Source organism: Streptomyces europaeiscabiei, from assembly GCF_036346855.1.
GTDB lineage: Bacteria > Actinomycetota > Actinomycetes > Streptomycetales > Streptomycetaceae > Streptomyces > Streptomyces europaeiscabiei.
Window position 1 is genome coordinate 4,580,742 of sequence record NZ_CP107841.1, and the last position, 16,834, is coordinate 4,597,575.

General features: G+C 71.7%; 18 protein-coding genes and 1 pseudogene. 9 read left to right on the top strand and 10 right to left on the bottom strand.

Annotated features, from left to right (window positions below; all coding sequences use genetic code 11):
- The first annotated feature begins 54 nt into the window (after positions 1–54).
- Genes OG858_RS19830 through OG858_RS19840 form a run of 3 tightly spaced genes read left to right on the top strand, consistent with a single transcriptional unit; the run spans position 55 to position 2,418 of the window.
- Complete coding sequence (locus OG858_RS19830) at positions 55–1,212, top strand: lipid-transfer protein (RefSeq protein ID WP_319067074.1); 1,158 nt, start codon at positions 55–57, stop codon at positions 1,210–1,212.
- Between the two features lie 13 nt (positions 1,213–1,225).
- The gene (locus tag OG858_RS19835; RefSeq protein WP_319066964.1) at positions 1,226–1,642 is read left to right on the top strand and encodes a Zn-ribbon domain-containing OB-fold protein; all 417 of its coding nucleotides are present in this window, start codon (positions 1,226–1,228) and stop codon (positions 1,640–1,642) included.
- Positions 1,639–2,418: an enoyl-CoA hydratase/isomerase family protein gene (locus OG858_RS19840; RefSeq protein WP_319321635.1), complete on the top strand. Its 780-nt coding sequence runs from the start codon at positions 1,639–1,641 to the stop codon at positions 2,416–2,418. The genes OG858_RS19835 and OG858_RS19840 overlap by 4 nt, the downstream gene beginning before the upstream one ends.
- Before the next feature lie 107 nt (positions 2,419–2,525).
- Here the strand turns inward: OG858_RS19840 and OG858_RS19845 are convergent, their stop codons facing one another.
- The 6 genes from OG858_RS19845 to OG858_RS19870 form a co-directional block, all read right to left on the bottom strand.
- Positions 2,526–3,092, bottom strand: a complete 567-nt coding sequence (locus OG858_RS19845) for a hypothetical protein (RefSeq protein ID WP_319264737.1) — start codon at positions 3,090–3,092, stop codon at positions 2,526–2,528.
- A 25-nt stretch (positions 3,093–3,117) separates the two neighbouring features.
- Positions 3,118–3,660: a hypothetical protein gene (locus OG858_RS19850; RefSeq protein ID WP_327744137.1), complete on the bottom strand. Its 543-nt coding sequence runs from the start codon at positions 3,658–3,660 to the stop codon at positions 3,118–3,120.
- 173 nt (positions 3,661–3,833) lie between these two features.
- Positions 3,834–4,001, bottom strand: a complete 168-nt coding sequence (locus OG858_RS19855; RefSeq protein ID WP_179201240.1) for a hypothetical protein — start codon at positions 3,999–4,001, stop codon at positions 3,834–3,836.
- 341 nt (positions 4,002–4,342) lie between these two features.
- A complete protein-coding gene (locus OG858_RS19860) occupies positions 4,343–5,758 on the bottom strand; it encodes an amidase (RefSeq protein ID WP_086750572.1) in 1,416 nt (471 codons plus the stop codon).
- Positions 5,759–6,225: 467 nt separating this feature from the next.
- Complete coding sequence (locus OG858_RS19865) at positions 6,226–8,574, bottom strand: outer membrane protein assembly factor BamB family protein (RefSeq protein WP_319066969.1); 2,349 nt, start codon at positions 8,572–8,574, stop codon at positions 6,226–6,228.
- Positions 8,575–8,922: 348 nt separating this feature from the next.
- Positions 8,923–9,849, bottom strand: coding sequence for a VOC family protein (locus OG858_RS19870; RefSeq protein ID WP_319264741.1), 927 nt, complete (start codon positions 9,847–9,849; stop codon positions 8,923–8,925).
- 477 nt (positions 9,850–10,326) lie between these two features.
- On the opposite strand from OG858_RS19870, the gene OG858_RS19875 reads away from it, so the two are divergent.
- Positions 10,327–10,974, top strand: a complete 648-nt coding sequence (locus OG858_RS19875) for a TetR family transcriptional regulator (protein ID WP_079024552.1) — start codon at positions 10,327–10,329, stop codon at positions 10,972–10,974.
- Positions 10,975–11,055: 81 nt separating this feature from the next.
- On the opposite strand, the gene OG858_RS19880 is transcribed toward OG858_RS19875, so the two are convergent.
- Genes OG858_RS19880 through OG858_RS19890 form a run of 3 tightly spaced genes read right to left on the bottom strand, consistent with a single transcriptional unit; the run spans position 11,056 to position 13,022 of the window.
- Entirely contained in the window at positions 11,056–11,214 is a 159-nt protein-coding gene (locus OG858_RS19880; protein WP_319066970.1) for a hypothetical protein, read from the bottom strand.
- A gap of 3 nt (positions 11,215–11,217) precedes the next feature.
- Positions 11,218–11,718, bottom strand: a complete 501-nt coding sequence (locus OG858_RS19885) for a nitroreductase/quinone reductase family protein (RefSeq protein WP_037705389.1) — start codon at positions 11,716–11,718, stop codon at positions 11,218–11,220.
- A 23-nt stretch (positions 11,719–11,741) separates the two neighbouring features.
- Positions 11,742–13,022, bottom strand: a complete 1,281-nt coding sequence (locus OG858_RS19890; protein WP_327748755.1) for an acyl-CoA dehydrogenase family protein — start codon at positions 13,020–13,022, stop codon at positions 11,742–11,744.
- A gap of 121 nt (positions 13,023–13,143) precedes the next feature.
- On the opposite strand from OG858_RS19890, the gene OG858_RS19895 reads away from it, so the two are divergent.
- Positions 13,144–14,367, top strand: a complete 1,224-nt coding sequence (locus OG858_RS19895) for a thiolase C-terminal domain-containing protein (protein ID WP_328544660.1) — start codon at positions 13,144–13,146, stop codon at positions 14,365–14,367.
- Positions 14,368–14,429: 62 nt separating this feature from the next.
- Here the strand turns inward: OG858_RS19895 and OG858_RS19900 are convergent, their stop codons facing one another.
- Positions 14,430–14,912, bottom strand: coding sequence for a zinc ribbon domain-containing protein (locus tag OG858_RS19900; protein WP_328545318.1), 483 nt, complete (start codon positions 14,910–14,912; stop codon positions 14,430–14,432).
- On the opposite strand from OG858_RS19900, the pseudogene OG858_RS19905 reads away from it, so the two are divergent.
- From OG858_RS19905 to OG858_RS19920, 4 genes and pseudogenes are all read left to right on the top strand, one after another.
- Positions 14,802–15,139: pseudogene (locus OG858_RS19905) on the top strand (type II toxin-antitoxin system RelE/ParE family toxin). The gene OG858_RS19900 and the pseudogene OG858_RS19905 overlap by 111 nt on opposite strands.
- On the top strand, positions 15,136–15,474 hold the full coding sequence (locus OG858_RS19910; protein ID WP_328544659.1) for an XRE family transcriptional regulator: 339 nt from the start codon (positions 15,136–15,138) through the stop codon (positions 15,472–15,474). The pseudogene OG858_RS19905 and the gene OG858_RS19910 overlap by 4 nt, the downstream one beginning before the upstream one ends.
- Positions 15,475–15,645: 171 nt before the next feature.
- The gene (locus OG858_RS19915; RefSeq protein ID WP_086749358.1) at positions 15,646–16,071 is read left to right on the top strand and encodes a pyridoxamine 5'-phosphate oxidase family protein; all 426 of its coding nucleotides are present in this window, start codon (positions 15,646–15,648) and stop codon (positions 16,069–16,071) included.
- 13 nt (positions 16,072–16,084) lie between these two features.
- Positions 16,085–16,798 (top strand): pyridoxine/pyridoxamine 5'-phosphate oxidase, encoded by a 714-nt coding sequence (locus OG858_RS19920; RefSeq protein WP_319066975.1) that lies wholly within the window; start codon positions 16,085–16,087, stop codon positions 16,796–16,798.
- Positions 16,799–16,834 lie beyond the last annotated feature (36 nt).

A 16,834-nucleotide genomic window follows, 5' to 3' on the forward strand; every position in this document is an offset into this window, starting at 1 on the left:
GCCGGACAGTCCCTGGCCCATGCCCCTGTGCGGAGGTGTGCCCCCATGGCCCCCATGGCTCCCCTGGCCGTGCTCAAGGACGCGACAGCGATCGTCGGTATCGGCCAGACCCCCTTCGCCAAACAACTGGCCGAGACCGAAAGGGCGTTGGCGTGCCGGGCGATCCTCGCCGCCCTCGACGACGCGGGAATCGCCCCGGACGAGGTCGACGCGCTCGCCTCCTACACGATGGAGGAGACGGACGAGGTCGAGGTCGCCAAGGCGCTCGGCCTCGGGGACCTCACCTTCTTCAGCAAGGTCGGCTACGGCGGCGGCGGTTCGTGCGCCACGGTCGCGCATCTGGCCGCCGCGATCGCGACCGGGCAGGCCACCGTCGGCGTCGCCTGGCGGTCCCGGAAACGCGGATCGGGCCCCCGCCCGTGGAAGAACACGGCAGTCCAACTCCCCACCCCGGCCCAGTGGACCCGCCCCTACGGCCTGCTGCGCCCCGCCGACGAGATAGCCATGCTCGCCCGCCGCCACATGCACGAGTACGGCACGACCCGCGACCACCTCTTCAACGTCGCCCTGGCCTGCCGGAACAGAGCGAACCAGAACCCCGCCGCGATCATGTACGAGCGCCCGCTGACCCGCGAGATGTACATGAACTCCCGCTGGATCAGCGAACCCCTCTGCCTCTTCGACAACTGCCTGGAGACGGACGGGGCGTTGGCATGCGTCCTCGTCTCCGCCGAGCGCGCCCGCGACTGCCGCCGGACCCCCGTCTACGTCCACTCCGCCGCCCAGGGCCTGCCCGCCCAGCACCACGGCATGGTCAACTACTGGAACGACGACCCGCTGACCGGCCCCGCCTGGACCGCCGCCCGGCACCTCTGGAAGCACGCGGACGTCACCCCGGACGACATCGACGTCGCCCAGATCTACGACGCGTTCACCGCCCTGATCCCGTTGTCGTTGGAGGGGTACGGGTTCTGTGCGCGTGGCGAGGGCGGCGCGTTCACCGAGGGCGGCGCCCTGGAGAGCGGCGGCCGGCTGCCCGTCAACACCTCCGGGGGCGGCCTCAGCGAGGCGTACGTACACGGCTTCAACCTGATCACCGAGGGCGTACGGCAACTGCGCGGCACGAGCACCGCCCAGGTACCGGGGGCGGCGACCTGCCTGGTCACGGCGGGCGAAGGGGTACCGACGTCGGCCCTGCTGCTTCGGAACTGAGGAGTTGACCCCCATGCTGACCCCTGTCGTGGACGACGACGGAGCCCCCTTCTGGGAGTACGCCGCCCAAGGAGAACTGCGCATCCAGGCCTGCGCCGACTGCGGCGAACTCCGCTTCCCGCCCCGCCCCTGCTGCCCGCACTGCCGCTCCTTCGCGACGCAATGGCGCCAGGTCAGCGGCCGGGGCCGGATCTGGTCGTACGTCCTCCCCCACCCGCCCCTGCTCCCCGACTACGCCGAGCAGGCCCCGTACAACGTCATCCTCGTCGAACTGACCGACGCCCCCCGCATCCGCCTCGTCGGCAACCTGGTGAGCGGGCCGGGTGCCCGCCTCGACTCCGTCCCCGTCGCACGCCTCCGCATCGGCGCGCGGGTCCAGGTGGTCTTCACCGCCACCGGCCTCCCCCAATGGGTACTGGAGCGACCGTGACCCTGCGCACGACGACGGACAAGGACACGGGCGTGGCACTCCTCACCCTGGACCGCCCGGAGAAGCTGAACGCGATCGATCTGCCGACGGCGGAGCAACTGACTCTGCTTTGGAGGGAGTTGCGATACGACGACACCGTACGGGCCATCGTCCTGACCGGCGCCGGCGACCGCGCCTTCTGCACGGGCCTCGACCGTGACGCGGCGAGGGCCGTCCCCCAACCGAACTCACCGTACACGATCGAGGACCCCCTCCTCAGGGTCGGCCCGAAGTCCAACGACCTCTGGAAACCGTTGATCGCGGCGGTGAACGGCATGGCGTGCGGCGGCGCCTTCTACCTCCTCGGCGAGTCCGACTTCCTCGTCGCCGACTCTTCCGCGACCTTCTTCGACCCCCACACCACCTACGGCATGGTCAGCGCCTTCGAGTCGATCCTCATGGCCCAGCGGATGCCGTACGGGGAGGCCGCGCGGATGGCGCTGATGGGCACCGCCGAGCGGATGTCGGCCCACCGGGCGTACGAGGTGGGGCTCGTGTCGGAGGTGACGGACCCCGGCGAGGCCGTCGCCGCCGCCGTGCGGTGCGCCGAGGTGATCGCCGGGTATCCGCCGGAGGCCGTCCAGGGCACGGTCCGGTCCTGCTGGGCCGCCCGGGAGGCGGCACGGGCGCACGCCCTCGCGTACGCCCCGCACCTCGTCTCGTTGGGCAACCTGCCGGGCGAACGGCAGGCGGAGCTGTTCACAGGGCGGCGACCTGGCGGGTACCGGGTGCGGTGAGCCCTCGCCCCACCTGACTCAACCGACGCAACCACTCACCCAACTGGACCAACTGAACCGGCTGAACCGGCTGGACCGGCTGAACCGGCTGGACCGGCTGGACCGGCTCAGCTGATCGGCTCGGCCTCCGGCTCCGCCACGCAGTGGTCGAGCGACGACGCCATGCTCTTCCTCGCCATCTCGATGTCGACGGTCACCTTGTCGTCGGCGAGCACGTCGATCTTCCAGGTCTCGTCCTTGATCGTGGCCCCGTTCCCGTCCTTGAACGAGACATCGACCCAGAACGCGGCGTCACTCGGATTGGGGTTGGTCACCTCGACGGTGGCGTACGGCTCCTTCACAGTCGCGCACTTCACCAACCGCACGGTCGCCGGCTCCAACTGGTCCGCGCCCGAACCGGTGCCCCCGGTGGACGAGTCGTCGTAGTCGTCGTCATAGTCGTCGTCATAGTCGTAGCTCTTGCCCAGCCCGGACGAACTGCCGCCCGAGGACGAGGACGACGTGTCGTGGTCCTGGGAGGAAGAGCTGCAGCCGCCACCGCCGTCGCCGCTTCCACCGCCGCTGGAGCTGGTGCCGCCGTGGCCTCGGCCTGCCGAGAACCCGGACAGGGCGAGTACGACAACCGCTGTCATCGACGCGAACTTCAGTCCACGCCCCCGTGTTTGCATGTGCATGCCCACAGCTTAGCCACTGGCGACATCACGTGGAGGCGTGTTGCTCGTGTACGGGGGTCGAGGAGGAGGACGACTGGCAGGTGTGGTCGAGATCCTTCGCGATCACGCTGTGCAGGGTGGCGTTGTCCGGCGCGGCGGGGTCCGGGACGACGAAGGTGTAGGCGACCTCCTGTGGGTACTCCCCGACGACGACGGTGAGTTGGTCGGTCAGCGTGGGGGACGTCCGCACCTCCCCCTCCACCCCGGCCGCACCGAGCAACTCCTTCAGCTCCCCGAACGTGACCTCCGACGCGAGGGTCACCGTCTTCCCCCGCCGCCCGGTCGGCACGTCCACCGTCCCGGTCCAGGTGCTCAGCGCGACCTGGAAGATCTCGCGACAGCCGCACACTTCGAGGCGCACGTCCCCGTACGCGAAGGTCCGGGGCCAGATCCCCTTCGGGTTTGGGAAGTAGTCGGCCTCGACCGGCGGTCCGAGTACCTCGGTGACGGCGTCCAGCGTGACTCCGGGCCTCAGGACGCCGACGCCGCCGGTCGTCGCATAGTCCGTCAGCACCTTTCTTGTGTCCATGCCGGATGATCTCAGGCTTCGGCAAGGCTGCGGGCCCGTTCGAAGCGGGTGAGGCCGTCGGAGAGGTCCACGATCGGGTCGGGATGGTCGCAGCCAGAACGCCCAACACCGTCCGCGGCGTTCGGCCTGGCACGAGGCCTGGCACGAGGCCTGGCAACAGGACCCACTCCCGCTCAGCGCCGGGCGTTCTCCGGCACCGTGATCTGACGCTCGCCCCAGCCCATCCGGGTCGTCGCCGTGTAGTTCACCGTCGTGCCCGCGTCGAGACCCACTTCCCGGGCCCTGGCCGACGGTTCGACCAGCACGCAGGGGGAGCCGAAACTCATGGATGCGGCCCGCATCACGCTTCGGTGCTCGGGGACAGAACTCGGGCGTCGGGGCAGGCGTGTTGAGGCGTCCCTCTGGAGACGAGAACTGTGTCGAGGTGGCGAAGCGACAAAAGAGGCGGGGCCAGGAGTCGCCCTCGGCCCCGTCCAGGAAGGCACGCCAGGTCGGATGCGGGAGGGCACGGGGCAAGTACGTTGCCGCGCGCGCATCCCTCAGGCCGCCTCGTGCGTCCCTCAGGCCGCCTCGTGCGGCCCGGAAACGGCCGGGGAGGCGGCCCGAAGCCGGCGGCGGGCCCTACGAGGTACGTCCGGGCCCGGGTGGGCCGCCCTTGTCGGATCGGCGGACGGCGCCGATGTCACTGGTCCTGGATGCGCCGGAAGGGCCGGTCGGCCTCCAGTTCGAACGCGATCTCCAGGAGCTTCCGTTCACCTCCGGGGTGGGCGGAGAACATGACGCCGATGGGCAGCCCGTCCGTCGTCCCGCTCGCGGCGGGCATCGAGAGCGACGGGGTGCCGACGATGTTGTCGAGGGGTGTGAACGCCACATACGCGAGGAGCCGCTCGATCAGCTCGGCGTAGGGAACGGCCGGGCTGAGGTGGCCGATCGGTGGCGTGGTGTGGGCGAGCACGGGCGACAGCACGAGGTCGAGCCGGCTGAAGGACGCCGCGTGCGCCTCCTTCGTGCGCTTCAACCGTCGCAGCACGCCGGGAGTCCGCCGCCAGTTCCGCAGATAGTCCTCGCGCAGCCCCCGGCTGAGGCCGTCCATGCGGCGCCGGTCGAAGTCCGCGCCGAGGGTCCGGCCCGTGGCACCGAGGAGGAAGGACAGCATCCCCCAGTACGTGAGGAAGTCGTCGGTGAAGTTCGGGTCCATGTCCAACTCCACCGGCTCCACAGTGTGTCCGAGCCGTCCGAGCGTGGCCACGGTCTCCGTGACCGCCGCCCGGGTCGCGGCGTCGGAGTGAACTCCGTTCGGGGAGTCCAGCAGGAACCCGATGCGCAACCGGCGCTCCGAGGGGCCTTCGACCAGGCCGAGGGGCGGCAGTCCGGAACTCCGCCGGTGCGTCTCCGCAGCGGCGAGGAACGCGGCGGTGTCCCGCACGGAACGGCTCACGATTCCGTCGGAGACGATGTCGATCGGCAGCCGGCGGCCCAGGTCACTTGGCACGACGCGGCCACGAGTCGGTTTGAGGCCGACGAGTCCGCAGCAGGCCGCGGGAATCCGGATCGAGCCACCGCCGTCGTTGGCGTGCGCGATCGGCACGGCACCGGCGGCGACCAGTGCCGCGCTGCCGCCCGACGAACCGCCCGCCGAGTAGCCCGTGTTCCATGGGTTGCGCACCGGCTCCGCACCGTCGTACTCGGTGCTCGCGTTGAACCCGAACTCGGGCAGCCGGGTCTTTCCCAGCACCGTGACGCCGCTGCTCAGGAGCTGGTGGGTGAACGGTGCGTGCCGCCGCGCCGCCCTCGGCCGGAAGGCGCTGCTGCCGTGGCCCGTGGGCAGCCCCTGGTAGTCGGTGTTGTCCTTGACGAAGGTCGGCACCCCGGCGAAGGCGCCGCCCGTTCCGGCGGCGTGCGCCGGGCTGCCGACGTGCACCTGGACCGCGCCCAGCCGTGCGTCGACCGCCCGCACCCGCTCCGCGGCGTCCCGGGCCGCCTCGGCGGGGGAGACCTCGCCGCGGCGGATCGCCGCGGCGAGACCGACTGCGTCGTGTTCTCCCAGGGCGTCGTCCCGGAAAGCGTGCACGATGGTCCGTTCGTCGAAAGTCGTCACAGCTGCCTCAGCCCCTGCCCGTGTGGACGGTCGCCCGCCATCATTCCTTACCGTCAAGTAACACGCGAGGAGTTCGCCGTCCCATTCGATGCCGCTGGGGGGTGGGTGGCGTGTCGGGTGTCGGGTGTCCGGTGAGCTGCGGTGTGGCGGGGTGTCCGGGCGGGTGCCGTTGCCCGCACACGCCGAGTACCCCGTTCCCGTGCACGCGGGGCGGGGCGGGGCGGGGCGGGACAGCGTACGGCCGTATGCGACGGCCCACTTGGGAAAGGAGCGGCCGGGATGGGCGTGAGGAAGGAGCCGAAAGGGCACGGCCTCGCAACCCGGTACGGGGTGACCGGCACCGCGCGACCACGGGAGCCGCGCGGTGCCGGTCACCCCGTAGACGCCCCACCCCGTAGACGCCCCACCCCGTAGACGCCCCACCCCGTAGACGCCCCACCCGGTAGACGCCCCACCCGGTAGACGCCCTACGACGTCCGCGCCGTCCCCGTCCCCTTCTCCGCGTCCAGTGCGTACACGCACCGGTCCTTGCTGCACGCGTACACGACGCCCTCCTTGACGACGGGCGAGCCGGTGATCTCGCCGCCCGTCGCGAGCTTCCAGCGGAGTCGGCCGTCGTCGGCCTTCAGCGTGTACAGGAGGTGGTCCGTCGAGCCGAAGTGGATACGGCCCTCCGCGACCGACGGCGATCCGACGATCTCGCCGCCCGCCTGGAAGCGCCACTTCGGCGTCCCCGTGACCGCGTCCAGGGTGTAGAGGCCCTTGCCGCTGCCCACATGGATGTGCCCCGCGGCGACGAGTACCGGCTCCAGCGAGGAGCGGGACTCCGTCGCGATCCTCCAGCGGTCTCGGCCGTCCGTGGCGTCGAGGGCGTAGACCGTGCCGAGGTAGTCGGCGAGATAGACGCCGCCACCCGTGACCGCCGGTCCCGGCGCGAACGTGGGCGCGGAGAGGAAGACGGCAGGCGCCTCGAAGTGCCAGCGGACGTGCCCGCCTGCGATGTCGATGGCCAGGACACGGCTGCCGGCGGAGACGTACACATAGCCGTCCGCGGCCGGTGTGAGCCGTACCGGGACGCCGCCGCAGGAGGCCGCGTCCCCGATGGGGTACGACCAGCGCTCGTCACCCGTACGGGCCTCCAGCGCGCGCAGTCGGGCGTCCTTCCAGATGTACACCGTGCCGTCCTGCACGACCGGCCCGGCCTCGATGGACTCGAAGTCGGTCTGGGCGCCGGTGAGCTCCCAGAGCTTCTGCCCGTTGGACGCCTCCCAGCCCTGGACGCCACCACCCCGGGTGGCGGTGACCACCGTGCCCCGGTCGGCCTTCAGGGAGTACACCCAGGCGTCCGTCGACAGCCGCCACAGGTCGGCGCCCTCGCGGGCGTCGAGCGCGAAGAGGGTCGGGCCGTCGGAGGCGTGGATACGGCCGTCCGCGACCGCCATCGACCAGGCGACGTCACGGGTCTTGAAGCGGCGCCGGCCGGTGGCCACGTCCAGGGCGTGCACCTCGAAGGAGGTGACGTAGACGAGGTCGTCGGCGACGGAGGGGGTGCCCCACACGTCGTTCGACATGCGGAAACGCCAGGGGCGCCAGCCGGAGGCGGCCGGCTCGGGGGTGGCGGGCGGGACGGTCACGGACGGCGCGGGGTCGGCGCCGTTCACGCCGGCGCGCGGCCGGGACCAGGACGCGGCGAGGCCCGCCTCCGGAGGGGGCGCCTTCACGGCGGCCGCGCGGGCGTCGGCGACGCGCGGACCGGGCCCGATGGGCACCTGCCCCCCGGCGAGCCGTACCGGCCCGGTGTCGGGGGCACCGAGGGAGAGGGGCGCGGGGTCGTACGAGGGCGGGGGCGGCGGTACCGGGGCGGGGCGGGCTCCTCCGCCGCTGCGCCCGCCGGAGGTCTGCTGGGGCTTGGGCGCCGGGCGACCACCGCGGCGGGTCTCGATCATGGCCACCGCCTTCTCGGGCAGCCACGCCGACGCCGTACCGCTGTCGTCCGAGCCGGAGCCGAAGAGGTGGGGCGCGAGCTGGGCCTGGAGGTCGGCGGGGTTGGGGCGCGCGGTCGGGTCCATCTGCATACAGGACTCGATGAGGGGGCGCAGGTCGTCCGGGAGGCCGGCGAGGTCCGGGCCCTCGCGCAGCAGCATGAAGACGGTCTCCACGGGGTTGGCGCCGTGGAACGGCGCGTGCCCGGTGGCGGCGAACACCAGCATCGAGCCGAGCGAGAAGACATCGCTCGCGCCGGTCACGCTCCGCGAGTCCTTCGCCTGCTCGGGCGACATGTACGCGGGCGTCCCGACGGCGACGTTCGTCATCGTCAAACGCGTGTTCGAGACTCCGGACGCGATGCCGAAGTCGATGACGCGCGGCCCGTCCTCGACGACGAGGACGTTGGACGGCTTCAGGTCGCGGTGGACGAGTCCGGCGCCGTGGATGGACTGCAGGGCTTCGGCCACACCCGCGGCGAACCAGCGGACGGCCTGGACCGGCATGGGCCCACAGTCGTTCACTATTTCTTCCAGGGAGGGCGCGGGGACGTACGCGGTCGCCAGCCACGGCACGGCGGCGCGGGGATCGGCATCGACCACCGCCGCCGTGTAGAAGCCGGACACCGCGCGGGCCGCCTCGACCTCGCGCGTGAAACGGACCCGGAAGAGCTGGTCCTCCGCGAGTTCCGTCCGCACCGTCTTGATCGCCACGCGCCGGCCCGACGCCGAGCGCGCCAGATAGACCAGCCCCATGCCGCCGGCACCCAGCCGTCCCAGCACCTCGAACGGCCCGATCCGCCGCGGATCGTGCTGCGTCAGCTGATCCACCACTTGCCCTGCCACCTCCCCGTACGGACCGCGTCACCCACGTTGTGCGCGCGACCCCCGTGCAGCGTCTCACCACCGCACCGCCATGGCGGCACGCACCCCGATTCTTCCTGCTACCGGGGGCAGGTTGCTAACCCGGGTGCGGAACGGGGTGTCTCAGGACAAAACCATGTTGTCCGCCTCTCGGGAAGCGGGAGCCCGGATGGTGGGACACCACGGCGGGCCGCGTACCACCGGCGCACAACCCCGTACGCCTGCCCACGCGGCGGCCCGGTCACGCCCCGGAGCGCCGGCGCGAGCCACGGGCAGGCCCTCGCCCCCCACACCCGCCGACCGCCGTCTTACCGCTGGTCAGCCGTCGTCCCCCGGGGCGGTCGCCCCGCGTTCTTCCCCCGGTCGGGCCTCGTCCTCGATCCGGTCGTCACCCTGTTGCCGCAGTTCGTCCGGGCGCTGTTCGGCCTGATCCGACTCCTGCGGGGCCTCCCGCCAGCCGTTTCCGTACTTCCGTTGGAGCAGTGCGAACGACGCCCCTTGATTGTCCGTGACGACCGCCACATTTCCGTACGACGTGTCGAACGGCGGCACCTGCACCCGGCCCCCGAGCCGACTGACCGTCGCGATCGCGGCCTCGCAGTCGTCCGTCCCGAAGTGGACCAGGAAATGCGGTGGCATCTCCGCCGGGAAGACGTCCGTGAGCGTGGCCCGGCCGAAGTCCGGGGCCGCGTCCGGGCCGAAGAGCGCGTCGTGGAAGAGGTGCGCGTAGAAGGAGTTGGCCGCCTTGGTGTCCCGGGTGTACAGCTCGGCCCACATGAACGTGCCGGGCTCGTGGCGCCGCCCGAAACCGGTGTGCGTACCGGCCTGCCAGAGGCCGAAGACGGCGCTCTCGGGGTCCGTGGCGAGCGCGGCCGTGCCGAGGGCGCCGACCGGGGTCGGCGGGGTGATCACCTGACCGCCGGCCGCGGTGATCCGGGCGGTGAGGGCTACCGCGTCCGGGGTCGCGAAGTGGACGGTCCAGACGGTGGGGAGCCGGCCGTCGGGCTTGGGGGCGAGGGCGGCGAGCGGGACCGATGCGTCGGCGGGGTACGCCCACACCTCATGTGCGCCGTCCGTGGGGGCCACCTTGAAGGTCCACCCGAACAGTTCGCCGTAGAACCGCTTTCCCGCCTCCACGTCGGGCAGCTGGGCGTCCACCCAGCAGGGAACGCCCTCGGAGTACCGGACGCTTCCCGTGTCGGCGGCGGCCTCCGCCCCGGTCACGGCTCCCGTCTCATCGGCCATAGGGCCAAGCTAACGGCCCCCCACGGTGGGCGCGCGTCGGGCGCGTCCGGCTGTCTTTCGCGGGAGGGCGCCTGCATAGCTCGAGGGCGCCTGTGCGTGGGCGGGTGCCGGTTCGGTGAGGGCTGGTCGCGCAGTTCCCCGCGCCCCTGAAAGACCAGGCCCCGCGGGCCTGAAAGACCAGGCCCCGCGGGCCTGAAAAGCGACGGCCCTGCGGGCCGAGAAGCACGGGGCGCAGCCCCTGCTTCTCAGGGGCGCGGGGAACTGCGCGAGAAGCCCCACCGGCCCGCAGCCAAAGAACCCACCCGAGCGGGGTCGAGGGGGCGCAGCCCCTGGGGAGGGGACGGGTAGGGGCGGCGGGGGCGAAGGAAATGCGCCAAGGCCCCGCAGGACCACCCCACGAACCCCTAGGTGAGGCCCCTGCTCCCCATTTGCAGTCGGCCGAATCGCGCTCCGATCACCCCTCGGTAAGCTGACGGCATGACAGGACAAGTGCGTACCGTCGACGGCCGCGTGGCCGGCCGACGAGGGCAGGCGACCCGGCAGAAGCTGCTCGACTGCCTCAGCGAGATGCTCAGCTCGTCGCCCTACCGGGACGTCAAAGTCATTGATGTCGCCCGGAAGGCGGGGACTTCACCCGCGACCTTCTACCAGTACTTCCCGGACGTCGAAGGCGCCGTCCTGGAGATCGCCGAGCAAATGGCCGCCGAGGGCGCCACGTTGACGAGCCTTCTCGAAGGCCGCTCCTGGGTCGGCAAGGCCGGCTGGCAGACCGCCCAGGAACTCGTCGACGGATTCCTGGACTTCTGGCGCAGGAACGACGCGATCCTCCGCGTCGTCGACCTGGGCGCCGCCGAGGGCGACAAACGCTTCTACAAGATCCGCATGAAGATCCTGAACTCGGTCACCAACTCCCTCTCGGAGACCGTCGCCGAGCTCCAGTCCAAGGGCCGGGTCGACAAGGACGTGAACCCGGCCGCCCTCGCCGGTTCCCTCGTCGCGATGCTCGCCTCGGTCTCCGGGCACCAGAAGGGCTTCCAGACCTGGGGCGTCAAGCAGGCCGAACTGAAGCCCAACCTCGCCCTGTTGGTGCACCTGGGCATCACCGGCAAGAAACCCACGAAGTAACCAGGAGCACCCGGGCACGCCCCCGGACGCGATCCTGTCACGCAGACGGCACCCTCCGACGAGGCGTGCCGCCTGCCGCGTTCAGGGGGACTTGAGGGCAGGGGGCCGCCGGGGGACTCGGGGGGCGAGCCCGCACGGCCGCACGCGATCGAGGGCACGACGATCGACGATCGACAACACGAGCACGAGCAACAGCGCGAGCACGAACGACAGCGCGAGCACGAGCAACAGCGCGCGCACGATTCAGCGCCGTACGATCCGGAACACCCGTATCTCCCGGTCCACCCGCGCCTGGTACGTCGAATACGGCGGCCAGAACCTCAGCAACTCCTTCCATACGGCCGCCCGTTCCTCCCCCGCCAACAGGTGCGCGGTGACGGGGATGTCCTGGCCCTTCCAGTTGATCTCGGCGTCGGGGTGGGCCAGCAGGTTGGCGCTCCAGGCGGGGTGGCCGGGGCGGCCGAAGTTCGACCCGATGAGCACCCAGCTGCCCTTTCCCTCCTCGGGCATGCAGGCCAGCGGCGTACGACGCGGCACCCCGCTCCGCGCGCCGGTCGCGGTCAGCACGACGCCGGGCAGCAGCTGTGCGCTGAGCAGCACCCGGCCCCGGGTGGCCCGGTGCACGGCCCGGTCCAGCGCCGGTATGACATGCGGCGCGACCCGGGCGAACGCCGGAGCCGAGGACACCTTCTGCACCAGCCGCACGCCCATACCCTTCATCCGCTCCGCCGTGCCCGCTGTCATCCCGGCCGCCCTCCTCGAAGCCATCAGCCCCGCACCTCCCTCTGCTCGCCCGGCCCGCCGGGCGCGAGCCCACCGACCGTGAAGACCCCCGCCATGTCCGCCGCCCGCCCCCGCAGCCGGTGCACCGGCCCGAAGAGCGCCTCGTCCCCCGCGGCCCGCTTGAAGTACAGCTGTGCCTCGTGCTCCCAGGTGAACCCGATCCCCCCGTGCAACTGGATGCCCTCCCCGGCGGCCACCCGCAACGCCTCCAGCGCCTGGGCCAGCGCCGGCCCACCGGCCCGCTCACCGCCCCCGCCGCCCCCTCCGCCGGGCCTGGCGGCCGCCGCCCAGGCCGCGTAGTACGCGGCCGACCGGGCCGCCCGCACCCGCACGTACACATCCGCGAGCCGGTGCTTCACCGCCTGGAACGACCCGATCGGCCGCCCGAACTGCTCGCGCTGCCGCGCATACGCGACCGTCCGCTCCAACGCCCGGTCGGCCGCGCCCACGGCCTCGGCGGCGAGCACGGCGGCGGCCGCGTCCCCGACCTCGGACAGGGCCGACAACACCCCACCCCCGACGTCGGCACCGGGGCCGGAGCCGACATCGGCCCCCAGCAACTCGGCCTCCACATCCCGTAGTTCGAGCCGCGCCACCGGCCGCGTCTCGTCGACGGAGGTCTGCCGCACCCGTACGAGGCTCCCACCGGCATCCGTCTCCTCCCGCACGAGGAACAGCAGCGTCCGCGAGCGGGCGTACCCTCCGGCATGCGCGGCCACGAGCAGCATCCCCGCGCTGTGCCCGTCGAGCACCTGCCCGGCCTCCCCGTAGAGCCGCCACCCGTCCCCGACGCGTCGCGCCTGGACGCCTCCTGCGCGGCCGCCGCCGGCCCACGCGCCCTCGTTGTCACCGGTCAGCGCCAGCGCGGTGGCGAGGGCGGTGCCCGGTACCGCGAGGGCCGCGGTGAGCCGGCCCGAGGCGAGGAGGGGCAGCAGATCGGCGCGCTGCCGTTCGGTGCCGAGGGCGAGGACCAAGGGGGCGACGAGGACGGAGGTGGACAGCAGCGGCGAGGGCGCGAGAGCACGCCCCACCTCCTCACCGGCCAGGGCCAGTTCGGTCACGGAGCAACCGACACCGCCGTACGCCTCGGGGAGGGCGAGCCCCGGCAGTCCGAGCTGTTCGGAGAAGGCGGCCCACAAGCCGCCGTCGTACCCCTCTCCCGTCCGCACGGCGGCCCTGACCTCCTCCGGACCACAGCGCTTGAGCAGCAACTCCCTTACCGTGCGCCGGATTTCCTCCTGCTCGGCGGTGAAGCGGGCATCCATGGGCGGTCCCCCTTCCACTCCCCCAACGTTTACCGTCTCAATCTGACGGTCCGTCATATTAGGGCGGAAGACTACCGAAGCACAGGGCTGCCGAGCACCCATCTGATGTACCGTCAGATTCATGACCGCTGCGCCTGCTACGCCCGGACCCGGTGGCCGTCGTGACGCGGCGCCTCGTGGCGGCGGCCGGAAGGTCGCCGTCGTCGGGGCCGCACTGTCCGACTGCGGCCGGGTGGACGACGCGACCCCGTACGCGCTGCACGCTCAGGCCGCCCGCCGGGCCCTCGCCGATGCGGGACTGGAGCGCACGGCCATCGACGGCCTGGCGTCGGCCGGCCTGGGCACACTGGCGCCGGTGGAGGTGGCGGAGTACCTGGGCCTGCGGCCCACCTGGGTGGACTCCACCTCGGTCGGGGGCTCGACCTGGGAGGTCATGGCGGCGCACGCGGCGGACGCGATCGCAGCCGGGCATGCGAACGTCGTGCTCCTCGTCTACGGCTCCACCTCCCGCGCGGACATCAGGGCGGGCCGCCGCACCGGCAACCTCTCCTTCGGGGCCCGCGGCCCCCTCCAGTTCGAGGTCCCGTACGGGCACACCCTGATCGCCAAGTACGCCATGGCCGCGCGCCGCCACATGCACGAGTACGGCACGACCCTGGAGCAGCTGGCCTCCGTCGCCGTACAGGCCCGTGCCAACGCGGCGGCGAACCCGGAGGCGATGTTCCGCACCCCGATCACCGTCGACGACGTCCTCTCCTCCACGCCGATCGCCGACCCGTTCACCAAACTGCACTGCTGCATACGCTCCGACGGCGGCGCGGCAATCCTGCTGGCGGCGGAGGAGTACGTGAGGGACTGCCGGCCGGCGACTCCCGTCTGGATCCTCGGCACCGGCGAGTACGCCTCCCACACGACCATGTCCGAGTGGCCCGACTTCACGGTCTCCCCGGCGGCGGTCAGCGGCCGCCTGGCCTTCGAACGAGCCGGCGTGCGCCCCGCCGAGATCGACTTCGCCGAGATCTACGACGCCTTCACCTACATGACTCTCGTGACCCTGGAGGATCTCGGCTTCTGCGCCAAGGGCGAGGGCGGGGCCTTCGTCGAGAAGAACCGCCTCACCCTCACCGGCGACCTGCCCGTCAACACCGACGGCGGCGGCCTCTCCGCCCAGCACCCCGGCATGCGCGGCCTCTTCCTCCTCGTCGAAGCCGTACGCCAGCTACGCGGCGAGGCGGGCGACCGCCAGATCCGAGCCGCCGACGGCCACCTGCCCCGCCTCGCGGTCGCCTCGGGCACGGGCGGCTGGTTCTGCTCCTCGGGGACGGTCGTGCTGGGACGGGGGTGAGGGGCACAGTCACCCGTTCGGGCGAATCAGGCCTGATCAGAGCCCCTCGCTTAACGCTTGCATTAGTTTCCTGCGCGTGGCTCGATGGGAAGGGATCTTCGTCGCGGAAGTGGCGGCTTGACATCCTCCCCCTCTTGAAAGAGGGGGATTCCAACCCGTTCGGGCTGAGGTTCACGGACGTTCGGCCGCTGGTTGGGCGGTGTCGTCCCTCCGGCACCGGCTGTCCGCCGGGGGCGGGGGATCCCGCCCTGTCCTGCCGCGACGTTGATACTCGCGTTGGTGTCCGCGTTGCAGGCGAAGCCGCAGGAGGAACAGACGAACTCGGCTTGGCTCTTGCGCGAGTTCTTGTCGATCCAACCACAGGCACTGCACCGCAGACTCGTGTACGGGGCGGGAACGTCCTCGACCCGGCCGGGGGCCTTGTGCCCGGTGCGCTGCCGCAGCAGGCCCCACCCTTGGTGGAGGACGCCATCGATACTTTGTCGCTGTTCGGCCCCACGCTCGGCCGTCCGCTCGTCGACCGGATCAAGGGCGCGGAACAGCACCACCTGAAAGAACGGAACAGCGCCACCTGAAAGAACTGAGACCCGGCTCAGCAGGAAAGAGCGAAATCCGGATCCTGTTCGCCTTCGACCCCGTACGTCGGGCTGTCCTCTTGGTCGCGGGAGACAAGGCCGGCAATTGGGGCGGCTGGTACGACACCAACATTCCGGTCGCCGAGAAGCGTTACCAGGACCACATCGCAGAACTGGAAACAAGGGAGTACGAATGAGCACCGTCCGCTGGGAGGATGTCAAGCGTCGAGCCGACGAGCAACGGCGGGCCGCTGGGCTCGCGGTGCGATCCGAGGCGGAGAAGCGGGCCGACATGAACCGCCTCCTCGCCGAGATCCGCGCCTACAACCTCGCCGAGCTGCGGCGCGAACAGGACCTCACGCAGCGCGACATCGCGGACTCCATGGGGGTGTCGACTCCTCGTATCTCCGCCATCGAGCACGGCGAGATCGACCGCACGGAGGTGGCGACCCTGCGGGCCTACATCCGTGCGCTGGGCGGGGAACTGCGGGTGGTGGCGGACTTCGGGGACACGGCCTTCACGGTCGGCTGACGGCTTCGACTGACGGCTTCGACTGACGGCTTCGGCTGACGGCTTCGGCTGACGGCTGCCGTTCCGCGAGCCCCGGCGTCTTCGCCCGGCGCCGGAATACGGGGCGGGACGGGGGCGCTGAACCGACTCGGCAGACGAAGGCGTCCCCGCAGCAGCCCCGGAGGAAGCGACATGGCACTGTCCCGCAAGGAGCGCGAGGAGTTTCTGGCCGAGGCGCATGTGGCCGCGTTGGCGGTGGACGCCGGGGAGGGCAGAGCACCGTTGACGGTGCCGATCTGGTACCAGTACGAACCCGGAGGCGACATCTGGGTCATGACCGGGCTGGACACCCGCAAGAACCGGCTGATCCAGGCCGCCGGCCGCTTCTCCCTGATGGTCGACCGGCTCGAACCCACGATCCGCTACGTCTCCGTCGAGGGCCCCGTCACCGACACGTCCCCCGCCGGCCTCGACGACCTCCGCGAGATCTCGGCCCGCTACCTCCCGGCCGAAAAGGTCGACGGCTACGTCGACTTCGCCTCGAAGAGCCACGGCGAACAGGTCATCATCCGTATGCGCCCCGAGAGGTGGGTCTCGTCCGACCTGGGCTCGGTGTGAGACCGTCCCACCCATGATCGAGCCCCCTTCCCAGCCGCGGCCCGCCTCCCCGGCCCCCGCCCGGCCGTCCGAGTTCGTGGAGGCCCTGCGCGGGCTGCGGGTCTGGGATCCGCAGGTCAGCGCCCTGCCACTGTTCGATCCGGCCGCGGCCCCCGCCGACCCGGTGTCGCTCTTCGCCGCATGGTTCGGGGAGGTCGTGGCGGCCGGGGAGGTGGAACCGCACACGATGTCGCTGGCCACGGCGGACGCGGAGGGGCGGCCGGACGTCCGTACGGTGATGCTGCACGACGTGGACGCGCGGGGCTGGCACTTCGCCTCGCACTCCGGCAGCCGCAAGGGACGCCACCTCGCGGCCCGCCCCTACGCGTCCCTCGGCTTCTACTGGCCCCTCCTCGGCCGCCAGGTCCGGGTGCGGGGCCGGGTCACGGTCGAACCCGCCGAGGTCGCCCACGCCGATCTGCACGCCCGTTCGACGGGTGCGCTGGCCGCCGCCCTCGTGGGCCGGCAGAGCGAAGTCCTCTCCTCCTACGAGGAGTTGGAGCACGCCTCGGAGGTCGCCTGGACCCGTGCCGAGCAAGAGCCGGACGTGGCCGTGCCCTCCTGGACGGCGTACGTCGTGGAACCGGACGAGGTGGAGTTCTTCCAGGGGGACGCGCGGCGACGCCACGTCCGACTGGACTACCGGCGGGAGGGCGGCGGTTGGGTCACCGGGCTGCTGTGGCCCTGACGTACGTCGGGCAGTTCTGACAGACAGGCTGGGCTG

Coding starts and splice junctions, on each gene's coding strand:
- OG858_RS19830 (WP_319067074.1), top strand. CDS start 55: ATGGCTCCCCTGGCCGTGCTCAAGGACGCGACAGCGATCGTCGGTATC.
- OG858_RS19835 (WP_319066964.1), top strand. CDS start 1,226: ATGCTGACCCCTGTCGTGGACGACGACGGAGCCCCCTTCTGGGAGTAC.
- OG858_RS19845 (WP_319264737.1), bottom strand. CDS start 3,092: ATGCACATGCAAACACGGGGGCGTGGACTGAAGTTCGCGTCGATGACA.
- OG858_RS19850 (WP_327744137.1), bottom strand. CDS start 3,660: ATGGACACAAGAAAGGTGCTGACGGACTATGCGACGACCGGCGGCGTC.
- OG858_RS19855 (WP_179201240.1), bottom strand. CDS start 4,001: ATGCGGGCCGCATCCATGAGTTTCGGCTCCCCCTGCGTGCTGGTCGAA.
- OG858_RS19870 (WP_319264741.1), bottom strand. CDS start 9,849: ATGGCCGATGAGACGGGAGCCGTGACCGGGGCGGAGGCCGCCGCCGAC.
- OG858_RS19875 (WP_079024552.1), top strand. CDS start 10,327: ATGACAGGACAAGTGCGTACCGTCGACGGCCGCGTGGCCGGCCGACGA.
- OG858_RS19885 (WP_037705389.1), bottom strand. CDS start 11,718: ATGACAGCGGGCACGGCGGAGCGGATGAAGGGTATGGGCGTGCGGCTG.
- OG858_RS19890 (WP_327748755.1), bottom strand. CDS start 13,022: ATGGATGCCCGCTTCACCGCCGAGCAGGAGGAAATCCGGCGCACGGTA.
- OG858_RS19895 (WP_328544660.1), top strand. CDS start 13,144: ATGACCGCTGCGCCTGCTACGCCCGGACCCGGTGGCCGTCGTGACGCG.
- OG858_RS19910 (WP_328544659.1), top strand. CDS start 15,136: ATGAGCACCGTCCGCTGGGAGGATGTCAAGCGTCGAGCCGACGAGCAA.
- OG858_RS19915 (WP_086749358.1), top strand. CDS start 15,646: ATGGCACTGTCCCGCAAGGAGCGCGAGGAGTTTCTGGCCGAGGCGCAT.
- OG858_RS19920 (WP_319066975.1), top strand. CDS start 16,085: ATGATCGAGCCCCCTTCCCAGCCGCGGCCCGCCTCCCCGGCCCCCGCC.